Annotated in this window: 13 protein-coding genes and 2 pseudogenes; 13 read left to right on the top strand and 2 right to left on the bottom strand. The window is 42.3% G+C overall.

Annotation, left to right across the window (positions count from 1 at the left end):
- Nucleotides 1–627: 627 nt before the first annotated feature.
- The 6 genes and pseudogenes from HNQ34_RS08545 to HNQ34_RS08520 all read left to right on the top strand — a co-directional run bounded on the left by HNQ34_RS08545 (nucleotide 628) and on the right by HNQ34_RS08520 (nucleotide 4,051).
- A complete protein-coding gene (locus HNQ34_RS08545; RefSeq protein WP_183253569.1) occupies nucleotides 628–789 on the top strand; it encodes a hypothetical protein in 162 nt (53 codons plus the stop codon).
- A gap of 143 nt (nucleotides 790–932) precedes the next feature.
- Nucleotides 933–1,286 carry a hypothetical protein gene (locus HNQ34_RS08540; RefSeq protein WP_183253566.1) on the top strand — a complete coding sequence of 118 codons (354 nt, stop codon included), beginning with the start codon at nucleotides 933–935 and terminating at the stop codon, nucleotides 1,284–1,286.
- A gap of 260 nt (nucleotides 1,287–1,546) precedes the next feature.
- Nucleotides 1,547–1,717 (top strand): annotated as a pseudogene (locus tag HNQ34_RS08535) (ATP-binding cassette domain-containing protein); the annotation flags it as partial.
- 124 nt (nucleotides 1,718–1,841) lie between these two features.
- Nucleotides 1,842–2,243 (top strand): IS200/IS605 family transposase, encoded by a 402-nt coding sequence (gene tnpA, locus HNQ34_RS08530; protein WP_183253562.1) that lies wholly within the window; start codon nucleotides 1,842–1,844, stop codon nucleotides 2,241–2,243.
- A gap of 16 nt (nucleotides 2,244–2,259) precedes the next feature.
- Nucleotides 2,260–3,720: a transposase gene (locus tag HNQ34_RS08525; protein ID WP_221277354.1), complete on the top strand. Its 1,461-nt coding sequence runs from the start codon at nucleotides 2,260–2,262 to the stop codon at nucleotides 3,718–3,720.
- A 100-nt stretch (nucleotides 3,721–3,820) separates the two neighbouring features.
- Nucleotides 3,821–4,051, top strand: coding sequence for a hypothetical protein (locus HNQ34_RS08520; protein ID WP_409978362.1), 231 nt, complete (start codon nucleotides 3,821–3,823; stop codon nucleotides 4,049–4,051).
- 58 nt (nucleotides 4,052–4,109) lie between these two features.
- On the opposite strand, the gene HNQ34_RS08515 is transcribed toward HNQ34_RS08520, so the two are convergent.
- Entirely contained in the window at nucleotides 4,110–4,670 is a 561-nt protein-coding gene (locus HNQ34_RS08515; RefSeq protein WP_183253560.1) for a Uma2 family endonuclease, read from the bottom strand.
- A gap of 59 nt (nucleotides 4,671–4,729) precedes the next feature.
- On the opposite strand from HNQ34_RS08515, the pseudogene HNQ34_RS08510 reads away from it, so the two are divergent.
- The 5 genes and pseudogenes from HNQ34_RS08510 to HNQ34_RS08490 form a co-directional block, all read left to right on the top strand.
- Nucleotides 4,730–4,916: pseudogene (locus tag HNQ34_RS08510) on the top strand (hypothetical protein); the annotation flags it as partial.
- Between the two features lie 70 nt (nucleotides 4,917–4,986).
- A complete protein-coding gene (locus HNQ34_RS08505) occupies nucleotides 4,987–5,163 on the top strand; it encodes a hypothetical protein (protein WP_183253556.1) in 177 nt (58 codons plus the stop codon).
- Nucleotides 5,164–5,261: 98 nt separating this feature from the next.
- The gene (locus HNQ34_RS08500; RefSeq protein ID WP_246363970.1) at nucleotides 5,262–5,435 is read left to right on the top strand and encodes a hypothetical protein; all 174 of its coding nucleotides are present in this window, start codon (nucleotides 5,262–5,264) and stop codon (nucleotides 5,433–5,435) included.
- 38 nt (nucleotides 5,436–5,473) lie between these two features.
- Nucleotides 5,474–5,920, top strand: coding sequence for a MarR family winged helix-turn-helix transcriptional regulator (locus HNQ34_RS08495; protein WP_183253553.1), 447 nt, complete (start codon nucleotides 5,474–5,476; stop codon nucleotides 5,918–5,920).
- The gene (locus HNQ34_RS08490) at nucleotides 5,917–9,042 is read left to right on the top strand and encodes an MMPL family transporter (protein ID WP_183253551.1); all 3,126 of its coding nucleotides are present in this window, start codon (nucleotides 5,917–5,919) and stop codon (nucleotides 9,040–9,042) included. Before HNQ34_RS08495 ends, HNQ34_RS08490 begins: the two co-directional genes overlap by 4 nt.
- A gap of 34 nt (nucleotides 9,043–9,076) precedes the next feature.
- On the opposite strand, the gene rnhC is transcribed toward HNQ34_RS08490, so the two are convergent.
- Nucleotides 9,077–9,988: a ribonuclease HIII gene (gene rnhC, locus HNQ34_RS08485; RefSeq protein ID WP_183253548.1), complete on the bottom strand. Its 912-nt coding sequence runs from the start codon at nucleotides 9,986–9,988 to the stop codon at nucleotides 9,077–9,079.
- Between the two features lie 110 nt (nucleotides 9,989–10,098).
- Here rnhC and zapA point away from each other — a divergent pair, with 110 nt between their 5' ends.
- Nucleotides 10,099–10,362 carry a cell division protein ZapA gene (gene zapA / locus HNQ34_RS08480; protein ID WP_183253546.1) on the top strand — a complete coding sequence of 88 codons (264 nt, stop codon included), beginning with the start codon at nucleotides 10,099–10,101 and terminating at the stop codon, nucleotides 10,360–10,362.
- Nucleotides 10,363–10,902 carry a CvpA family protein gene (locus HNQ34_RS08475; protein ID WP_183253543.1) on the top strand — a complete coding sequence of 180 codons (540 nt, stop codon included), beginning with the start codon at nucleotides 10,363–10,365 and terminating at the stop codon, nucleotides 10,900–10,902. It abuts the gene before it with no gap.
- Nucleotides 10,903–10,918 lie beyond the last annotated feature (16 nt).

Raw genomic sequence — 10,918 nt, 5'->3', positions numbered from 1 at the left:
CCGAACTGACGACCAAACAGGCTCAATTCTTTGCGGCTCTAGGGCTGGAGCCTCCTCCGAAGATTCTAGGCATCCATCCTCGCACCTAGATACACACCTGAAGTATGCCCAAATGCCTCTCGTCCCTTTGGTATCAAGGGATTAGAGGCATTTTGTTTGCCTAGTCACTGTCGAACTCGGGATAAACTCAAACGAGAATAAAAATAGCCCTTGCCTACGGATCTCCATCCGATGGTGGAGCGGGGGATGCATTTGGTCCTGAAGCGGGAATCGTATCGATGATTTGGCTATTCTTACTCATTTTAATCTTTGGATTTGTGTTATGGATTCAAAGCAATAAAGCGAGTGTTGTATCTTCCGGAAAAAGCATGAAAGGCGAAAGAGTGGAGGGGATTTAGCGACGTGAAAGTAGAGAAAAAATGCAGGAATTGTGGTAGCAGTTCAGTTTCGGAAGGTATGGTGGGAAGCGGGCACGCCAATGTAAAAAATATAAACAAAAACTTAAGCATCGGGTCAAAATTGTTCGTTACGTTTTGTATCAATTGTGGAGAAGTTCAATCGATGAGAGTAGAAAACCCAAAAAAAGCGCTCTGATTGCTTTATATTCATTAATGGGGAGGTGTCCGAATGAATCGATACCAGAAAATTGCAATAGGACTAATGTTGTTTGTGCCTTTGATTTTCTTGATCGTTTCTTTATTGATGGACAGATGGGGTTTTTTCCTTTGGAGTTTGGCACCAAGCTTTACCGTGGGGATGACAGGATTTTTCGTAGCGAAAGATAAATAACACGCATATGTTGTACACCTAGCTCTCTTGTTAATTTTCCTAATATTAAGATTTTTTAACACCTTGAACCCATATCATTGAAAGGGATTAGTTCTCAACTAGCACTACGAGTTAATTTATCTATTATGTGAGGTGTTCTTAACATGCATCGGCATCTTCCTTTGGAAGAAGAAGTGATGAACATGTTAATTGTTGGTTTTTCCACAATAATGCTCATTGCAATTATTACACTAATTTTTCTTTGGAGAAGGAATACCACACAAAGAGCAGCATTTTTCTGGATTTTCGTGCATTTTGTATCGTTCTCTATTGCAGTATACTTGGCATTAAAAGCAATTTCTTTTGACATTAATCATCCGATGGCGTCAGAAGAAATTTCCCTTCTTTTAGGTGAATCAGGGGCATTATGGGGAGGGAGTATGATTTGTCTGTTAGTTGGTATTTTTAAACTTTCAAAAGTAACGAAGGACGATAAAAAAATAAGGTTCTGTAGTTGAACAATTTTCATTACTTTGTAAATTAGCACACTATTTCAGAACTACTTTCTCAAAGTTGGGAATAAAGGAAAAAGAATGTCGGAAGCACGGTCATCGTCTTGCGGCATACGGAACATCGATAACGAGCAACCCAAATCCGATAAGCTTCTTGCCCCGCTAACGACAATGGAATAATTTTGAAACCTATAGGCATGCACATTCGTAATGATGAGTGGAACGAGAACAAAATGAGACAAAAATGATAAGGGAGAGGAAAAAGGATGAAGCCGATTTTGCAGTTGAAGCATGTCAGGAAAGACATCGGCAAAAAGACAATCATTCACGATTTATCGCTCGATGTGTTTGCCGGGGAGGTGTTCGGGCTGCTTGGGCCGAACGGTGCAGGAAAAACGACAACGATTCGCATGATCGTCGGCTTGATGGGAATTACAAAATTTTAGCGAGAAAGCCCCTGCCTAAAGGCTAGGGATGAATCGCTGATTTTTTGAATCAATTTATTAGATATGTTCCATTTATCTAATATTTATGGTATATTTCATATAGAGGTGATTGATTTTGGAAAACAAAAAATACACCCATAAAAAAGGAATTGTCTATCTCAATCAATATCATATTGTATTCTGTCCAAAATACCGAAGAAAAGTATTAGTCGGAGATATTGAGCGAGATGTAAAAGAAATTTTTTATCAAGTTGCCACGGAACACGATGTAGAAATAAAAGCGTTAGAAGTCATGCCAGATCATGTGCACTTGTTTATTTCTTTTGATCCCCGACAACATTTGCATAAAATCATTCAAGCGTTTAAAGGAACAAGCAGTCGAATATTAAGAGAAAAATATCCTTCATTAAAAAGCAGATTACCGTCGTTATGGACGAGAAGTTATTTTTGTTGCACAGTTGGATATATTTCAGAAGATGCGGTAAAGCAATATATTGAAAATCAAAAAAATGTGTAAAGGGAGGTGTATCGCATTGGCAAAATCAAAAACAAAAAGTTATGTGTTGACGTTAAAACTAAAAACAGAAAGATGGCAAGAACATGTGCTTGAAAAGCGATTCGAAATCGCGAGAAAGCTGTATAACGCTTGTTTGCGTGAGTGTCTAAAACGATATAAAAAATTGCAACATGATAAAGAATACAAACAAGTCATTCAACTACCAACGTCAAAAGAAAAAACCAAACTACTAAATGAATTGTATCGTTCTTATGGCATCACTGAATACGCCATGCACGATTTTATCAAGCCAATGCGATACCCTTTCAAAAAACACATCGATTCTCATACAGCGCAAAAAATTGCGACACGAGCGTGGGTAGCTTTTGAAAAATTGGCATTTGGAAACGCCAATCAAGTGTATTTTAAAAAACAAAACGAAATGGATTCCGTAGAAGGGAAATCGAATCATACAGGTATTCGTTTTAAAGATGGTCGTCTTTTATGGAATGAGCTATCTATTCCTGTCATTATTCGCAAAAATGACATATATGCGCATATCGCTTTGCAAGATCGAATAAAGTATTGCCGCATTCTCCGTAAGCGAATTAGAGGAAAAATAAAATATTATATTCAGCTTATTCTGGAGGGGATTCCTCCTAAAAAATTCAACAAACAGACAGGAGAAATTAGACATCCTCTCGGTAAAGGTGACGTTGGCATCGACATTGGCACACAAACAATCGCTGTTTGCTCTCAAACAGATGTCAAACTACTCGTTCTTGCGCCAAGCGTAGAAAACCTCGAAAAGCAGAAACGAGTGCTTCTTCGCAAACTAGACCGCCAAAGACGAGCAAATAACCCCCATAAATACAATGAAGATGGCACCATAAAAAAAGAAGACAACAAAGAAAAATGGATTTGGAGCAAAAACTATATAAAAACAAAAAATCAACTAGCTGAACTACAACGAAAGATGGCAGACAAAAGAAAACAAGACCACCATCGACTAGCTAATTGGATGATTACGCTTGGTGATTGTTTCAAAGTAGAAACAATGAACTTTAAAGCACTTCAAAAAAGAGCCAAAGAAACAAAAGTCGATGCCAACGGAAAATACAAAAAGAAAAAACGATTTGGAAAAAGCATTGCGAATCGTGCGCCAAGTTTGTTTTTGAACATATTGAATCAAAAACTACAATACGAAAATAAACCGCTTCATTTTGTTGATACATTCAGCGTAAAAGCAAGTCAATACGACCATCAAAACAACGATTACAAAAAGAAAACACTTTCTCAACGATGGCATGAAACAAATGGGTGTAAAATACAACGTGATTTATATAGCGCATTTTTAATCATGAACGTTAAAGATAACCGAAAAGAAATAGACCAACAAAAATGTTTAGACAGATGGGATCGCTTTATCCATCTACACAATAAAGAAATGGAACGACTTCGTCTTCATCCATGTGTTGTAAGTAGCATGGGAGTTTAAATCGTGTTCAGCGTCTTGAATCGGGCGCACAGGGCGCAAAGCACTCGTGAAGTGTTTGCCCATGAAAGTCTTGCGGAACAAGGGTGAGTTCTGCACGCAGGTGTACGAGAAACCCTTTTGTACGCAAGAACCCCGCGACTTTAGTCGTTGGGAGATTCAGTGGGCGAAATATATATTGTTTGCCAATACGAACTTAGCACAATATATTGACGGCACGCCGTTGGTGAAAGGGATGACGATGCCGTTTTCGCTTGCGGTGTTGCTTGTGTATTTTGTCGCGTTTAATGCGGTGACATGGTGGACGTTCCAAAAGCGCGACGTCGCGGCTTAAACGATAAAAAGAAAAAGGCTGCCCAATTCGCTTGTTATGCGGTTATTGGCTGCCTTTTTTATTGAAAAAATAATCGCTTCGCCTCGAGAGAAAGATCCGTAAATAGAAAAGATGTAATTGTGCCATTTTCACCAAACGCTTCCCTTTTTTTAAAAAACCCGTCTTCTCGACCGAATATTTCCACCGTTTTATACACAGGATCAACAATCCAATACTCTTGTACGTCAAATTGTTCGTATAGCTTAAATTTTTCGTTTCGGTCTTTTAAAGCTGTAGACGGAGAAAGAACCTCGACAATGAGTGTTGGTGCGCCTAAACAGCCGGTTGCTGTTAAGTTGTTTCGGTTGCAAATGACAGAAATATCCGGTTGCACGACATGTTTGGCATACGTGTAGTCATCGCTTTCGGAGAGACGAACATCAAACGGAGCAATGGCGACGTAGCAATCTTTATTTTGAAAGTACGAACGAAACGCAAACGATAGTTCCATGATGGCAAATTGATGCTCCCATGTTGGTGAAGGGCTCATGTTGTAAGCTTTCCCGTCAATGAGCTCCCAACGTCCGTCCCATTGAATATAATCAGCATACGTATACAGTTTGGATGATTCTGGCTTCATCGCATATCCCTCACTTTTTTCATTATTATACCATACATCATTTCATCATTGACCATTGCATGTTTGCGATGCGTCATATGGGAACGGTCATCATTTCCGCAGCGATCATTTTAGGAGGAACGTTTGCAGCGATGTATCCATCTGGCGTATTATCGCTATTGCAAATGGCAACCATTATTTTTATATGCGCCCATCGTTTTGCTGCTATTCATTCCGGTGATGGCAAAAACAAGTGGCCATTTATGAAGGAAGAGCGGGTGTGGATGCCCGCTCTTTTGTGATATGATGTAAAAAATAGCTGTTGGAGTGAAGTGAAGTGAGAAAAATGACTATGTCTGAGTTAAATGATTGGATTTTTTCCCGCAAAGGAAGTGTAGAGCGGGATATATTAAAAGATGGAAGAGAACAACATGTGCGTTTGCGCGCACGCGACAAAGAAGAAATGCATATATTAGATGAATTATGCATAAAACGATGGAAAAAAGCTGAATAAGAAGGAAAAATTCGATATGTAAACGAACGAGTGTGGTATTATGAATTCGATTAAAGAGGCGAGAGAAAAACTTCAGTCGCTTCGAACGAAAACATCGTTTGAGAAAATTGGTTCAAGTCACAGCCATTTTAACTAAGCTGTTAGAGCCGTATCGCATACGTCCAATTATTGTTGGTGGGCTTGCGGTTGAGATATATACACGCGGCGATTATACGACCGTAGACATCGATTTAATCGTTGACGATTTTCTCGATAATAGTTATATTATTTAATAGTTAAATAGTTGAACTATATCGAAAGAGGTGATTGTTTGCATAGCAACGTGCATGAGTTAATTGAGCGGTATTTGTCTGTTTCGTTTCTTGTTAACAAAAAAGCAGTAGCGCTTGTGAAGTGCGAACTGGATGAGATGACGAACGACCAATACTACTTGCTTCGCTATATGAGCAAACGAAACGTTTGTACATCGAGCGAATTGGCGGCAGTGTTTGCCGTTAATAAAAGCGCGATTACGGCGATGACGAATCGGCTAGTCGAAAAAGAAATGATTCAGCGCCTTCGCGACGACAACGACCGCCGCGTCATTTACTTATCGCTAACGGAAAAAGGAAAAACGTGGCTAGCGGAAACAGAAACAAAAATCCATCACTTGGTCGAATCGCTGATTACGCAATTTTCCGAAGAAGAAATTGAATCGTTTATTCAAACGTACGAAAAGTTAGCGAATATTTTACAAAAGCTGGAGGAAACGAAATGAGAGCGATCGTGAAAGGAAAATGGTTCGTTTTGCTCGCGTGGATTGCCGCGGTTGTCGTGCTTGCGATGACGGCACCGAACATGGCCGACCTTGTACGGGAAAAGGGGCAAATTACTGTTCCAAAAGGCTATTCTTCGTCTTTAGCCATCGATATTTTAAAAGAAGTGCAGCAAAAAGAGCAAAAAGGAAACGAAACGAGCGTTGCCCTCGTTTTTCATCGGAACGGAAAACTGACCGCCCAAGACTGGAAAGAAGCTGAAAAAGCGATTCAACAATTAGAAAACGAGAAAGAAACGCTTGGAATCACGCAAATTATTTCTCCGTTTCATGAAAAAGAATTAAAAGACCAGCTCGTTTCTAAAGACAAAACAACCATTTTAACATCCATTAAATTAGATCGCCGCGACCGAAGCGCAAAAGAAATTAGCCGCGTACTTTACGAAGCGATCGATAACATTTCTCTTCAACACTATTATACGAGCAGCTGGATGATTGACGAAGACGTCATCGCCAGTTCGCAAGCAGGGCTGAAGAAAACAGAAGGAATTACCGTTGTCTTTATTTTAGTCGTCCTATTCGTCGTCTTCCGCTCGCTTGTCGCGCCGTTCGTCCCGCTTCTAACGGTCGGACTGACGTATATCGCTTCCCAGTCGATTGTCGCTTTTTTAGTCGATCGCGTCGATTTTCCGCTTTCGACGTTTACGCAAACGTTTTTAGTCGCGGTGTTATTTGGCATCGGAACGGACTATTGCATTTTGCTATTAAGCCGGTTTAAAGAAGAACTTCCACGGCATGAAACAAGAGTGGAGGCGATTGTGGCGACATACCGTACCGCAGGAAAAACGGTCGTATTTAGCGGTCTTGCTGTCATGATTGGCTTTGCGGCGATCGGGCTATCGACGTTTAAACTATATCAATCTGCTTCGGCCGTTGCTGTTGGGGTTGCTGTGTTGCTTCTTGCGCTCATGACGCTCGTTCCGTTTTTTATGGCGACGCTCGGTGCAAAACTATTTTGGCCAGCGAAAGGAACGCTTGAACATAAGCAAAGCAAACTATGGGAATGGGCAGGACGTTTTTCGTTTACGAAGCCGCTTCTCTCATTAGCAATTGTCGCGGTCATTACGCTTCCGGTGCTATTTACTTACGATGGAAAGCTGTCGTTTAATTCAATGGAAGAAATCGGCGAGCGCTATCCGTCGGTTAAAGCGTTTCATATTATTGCGAAAAGTTTTGATCCAGGCGAAGCGATGCCGACACAAATTGTTATCAAAAACGATGAAGACATGAATGCGCCTGACTATTTTGCCTTAATCGAAAAAATTAGCCGCGAAGTGGAAAAAGTCGATGGCGTTGATCATGTTCGTTCGGTCACACGCCCCACTGGAGAGCCGATTGAGCAATTATTCGTCACCAACCAAGCAAAACAGTTAAAAGAAGGTCTTGGAAAAGGAACCGACGGCATTGAACAAATTCGCTCTGGATTAAGCAAGGCGAGTGTACAGCTTTCCGCATCGGCGCCAAAGCTAAAGCAAGCGACAAGCGGAATCGAAGGGCTCGTATCAGGAACGAATCAATTAAAAGTAGGCATTGGTGAACTGCAAAACGGATTAGCGCAGCTAGAGCAAGGGGTACGCAGCGGAGCAGTTGGAGCAGGTGAATTAAAAGAAGGGCTTGCGACCATGCAAGACAATGCGAAAAAATTGCTTGCAGGCACCGAACAGCTGTTGCAAGGGTACGAAACAGCAAGCGCTGGGTTGAGCTCCCTTGTTGATCAATATAAGCAGATGCAAACAGGCATGAACGCTTTGGCGCAACAGTTGTCTGTCATTAACGGTTCGCTTCAGCATATTGAACAAACACATCCAGAGTTGCAACAAGATGCCGAGTATCAGCAAACGAAACTAGCGATGACAGAGCTTGCCAAACAGTCGCTGCAAATGGCTGGCGGGTTGGCGCAGTTAAATGGAGCGCTGCAACAGACGAGCGTTGGCGTTCAACAAGCGAATCGTTCATTTCAAGAGCTAATCGCTGGCCAAAAAGCGCTTACCGACGGAATGACGAAATTGATCGCGGGCTTGGAACAATTGCAGCGAGGAATCGAAAAAGCCGCCGATGGTCAACAACAAATCGTTCAACGCTTGCCGAAATTTGCAAACGGACTAGGGCAAGTGGCGAATGGACAACAACAATTGCTCACAGGCTTTTCACAACTTGACGGGCAAATGAATCAGCTCATTACCGGTTTGGATAAAAGCGCAAATGGCCTGCAACAAGTCGCAAGCGGTCTTACTTCGGCACAAAGCTATTTGTCTGAGCTATCTTCTTCTCCTGATGAAGAACTGGCGGGATGGTATATGCCGAAACAAGTGCTCGATAGCCAAGAGTTTGCACGAGCGAAAGAAGCGTATTTATCAAAAGACGGAAAAGTTGTCACATTGGATGTCGTGTTCCGTACGAACCCATACGCCACAAAAACGATGGAGAAGATCACCGATGTGAAGCAGGCAGTCGAACGGGCGGTGAAAGATACGAAATTAGAAAATGCGAAAGTAGCGATTGGCGGCGTCACAAGCATTTATTCGGATCTTCACACTATTTCCGATCAAGACTACGCTCGCACGGTCATGTTCATGTTTGCCGGTATTGCGCTTATTTTAATCGCGCTCCTTCGTTCGTTTGTCATGCCGATGTATTTAATTTTATCGCTTGTGTTAACGTATTACACGTCGCTGGCCGTAACGGAGTTGATTTTCGTCCGCGTTCTTGGCTATGACGGCATCAATTGGGCGGTTCCGTTTTTCGCGTTTGTCATTTTAATGGCGCTCGGCATTGACTATAGCATTTTCCTTATGGATCGGTTTAACGAATATAAAGACCGGCCGGTACAGGAAGCGATGATCGTGGCGATGAAAAATATGGGGACGGTCATCATTTCCGCCGTCATTATTTTAGGTGGAACGTTTGCGGCGATGTATCCGTCTGGTGTGCTTTCATTATTACAAATTGCCACGATTATTTTAACAGGGCTTTTATTATATGCGTTTATCATTTTGCCATTGTTTGTTCCAGTGATGGTGAAAACGTTCGGAAAAGCGAACTGGTGGCCATTTTTGAGATCGTAAAAAGGTGTGGGAGTCCACACCTTTTTATCATCTGTTAACGGGCAGCGATTCGCCGCGCTTTTTCGGTATTGGCAAAATGAAGCTTCGCACACATAGATAAAATCGATTCGCCGTATGTTTGAATGAGTTTGGCCGCCGCTTTGTCCACCTGCTCGCTGGCTCCCTTTGGTAGCATCATTCCGACTCGTTTGCTCAGTGCGTCTATCTCCTTTAAAAATACGTAACGGGCGATGATCGAAGCAGCAGCAACCGCTATATGAACCGTTTCAGCTTTTGGAATGCAATAGACCCGCTCGTGAATGACATCTCGTTCGCCTTCTAAGTACCGAAAATACAAATCGTGCTCGATAAATTGGTCAATAATAATCGCCTCCGGCTCAAGCGGTGCGAGCTGGCGGATGAGTTTGCGAATCGCTTCGTTATGCAGCCGCGCCTTTATTTTCGTTTGCGGCATGCCGCTTCGTTGCCACTCATTATACTTTTCATTCGCAAGGATCACCGATTCATAATAGAGGTGGTCCATCAATGCTGGCGCAAGCCGGATAATCGCATCATCGGTCAACTGCTTCGAATCTTTCACTCCTATTCGCTTCATTGTCTCGATTCGCTCTTTCGCGACGTAAGCGGCGACAACAACGATAGGGCCAAAATAATCGCCTGTTCCGACTTCGTCCGATCCGATCGCCGATACTGTTGCTAAACGCGAGATAGGCGTTTCCTCTTTCGTTGTTTGCGGGCCGGAACGGTTATCCCACCGTTTCGCCTCTTTTTCTGCATCTTTTCCTTGAAACAACACTTTGCCTGAACGATAGGCGGTGATGGTACATCCTGAGAGTTTCGCGACAAATAAAGCACCTTGCGGAAGATGGCCGGTTACGGATGATCGGTAATGTTGTTCCATCTCTTTTATTGTATGTTCCGTTGCTTGGATTACATAGTTGGACAAATTTCTCACCTTCTATTAAAGTTTTCCATTGTTAACGTGTCGTATCTTTTCATTATATCAGCATTCATGGTATGATAAACAATAGGATTTTGCAGAATGGGGGAAATCGTTTGGGAGAGCAACAAAAAACGCGCATTACCGTCGACATATACGGACAGCAATACTCCATTGTCGGCGCGGAAAGTTCTAGCCATATTCGCTTAGTAGCGTCGATCGTCGATGATAAAATGAGAGAAATTAGTGCGAAAAACCCAACATTAGATATGACGAAGCTCGCTGTTTTAACAGCGGTGAATGTCGTTCACGAATACGTTAAACTAAAAGAGGAGTATGACCGCCTCCTGCAACAAACGAAAAAGGAGAAGGACGATTGAATGGTTGATGTAGCATTGCTTTTCATTCTTTTAACAGGATTTATGATCGGTTTAAAGCGGGGCTTTATTTTGCAGTTTATTCATATGACCGGCTTTATTGTTTCCTTTATTGTCGCTTATATGAACTACGAGAAGCTGGCACCGACTCTTAAACTATGGATTCCGTACCCTTCTTTCGGAGATCCGGAAACGGTGAAAATGCTGTTTGAAAGCGCCCACCTCGACGAAGCGTATTATCGGGCGATGTCGTTCGCGATTTTGTTTTTCGCCACGAAAATCATTATGCAAATCATCGGTTCGATGCTTGATTTTGTGGCCCAGCTGCCACTTTTGCGCAGCATGAACCGCTGGGCAGGCGGGGCGCTCGGATTTGTCGAAGTATATTTACTCGTCTTTCTACTCCTTTATGTCGGAGCGCTCATCCCGATTCAAAGCGTGCAAACGCAGTTGCAAAATTCCGTCATGGCGAGCATGATTGTCAAACATACTCCATTTTTATCCGACATGCTCAAACATATGTGGATCCGCTATATAGCATAGCCGCTTCTCTATCCGA

This window comes from Anoxybacteroides tepidamans (genome assembly GCF_014201465.1).
Lineage (GTDB): Bacteria > Bacillota > Bacilli > Bacillales > Anoxybacillaceae > Anoxybacteroides > Anoxybacteroides tepidamans.
This window is presented reverse-complemented; position numbering and strand designations above follow the sequence as displayed.